This is a genomic window from Neisseria sp. P0021.S006 (assembly GCF_051956895.1).
In genome coordinates this window covers 1-433 of sequence record NZ_JBQCWZ010001307.1, presented here as the reverse complement: position 1 = coordinate 433, position 433 = coordinate 1, and the positions used below count along the sequence as shown (strand labels likewise).

The 433-nt window shown below is 54.3% G+C and carries 1 protein-coding gene; it reads left to right on the top strand.

Annotation, left to right across the window (positions count from 1 at the left end; genetic code table 11):
- The coding region (locus tag ACTHUM_RS20020) for a hypothetical protein (protein ID WP_440404009.1) at positions 1–433 on the top strand (433 nt) is incomplete at both ends.

The window sequence follows — 433 nt, the reverse complement described above, 5'->3', positions numbered from 1 at the left end:
ACACACCACCACCCCCCACACAACACACACCCACCACAAACACCACAACCCACACACCCCACCAACCACCCACACAAACAAAACACACACCAACACACCACCACCACCCAACAACACCAACCACAACACACACCACACAAACACCCCCAACAACCACAACAACCCAAACCCACCCAACCCCAGAAACCACCCCAACAACAACCACCACAGGCTCCCCCGCAAATTGGCCCCGTACCAAAGCCACCAGATCACCATGCTCTTCTTGAACCGGAGCAACAACAACAGATTCAACTACCGGAGCAGGAGCTACATCGTTTGCGGCAACAGTAGGTGCAATCAAGTCGGCAGGGATAGCTGCTTTTGGTGCCTCAGCAACACCCATGACAGCAGACTCAACAGTAATATAGCTACCCCCCACACACACCCACCACCA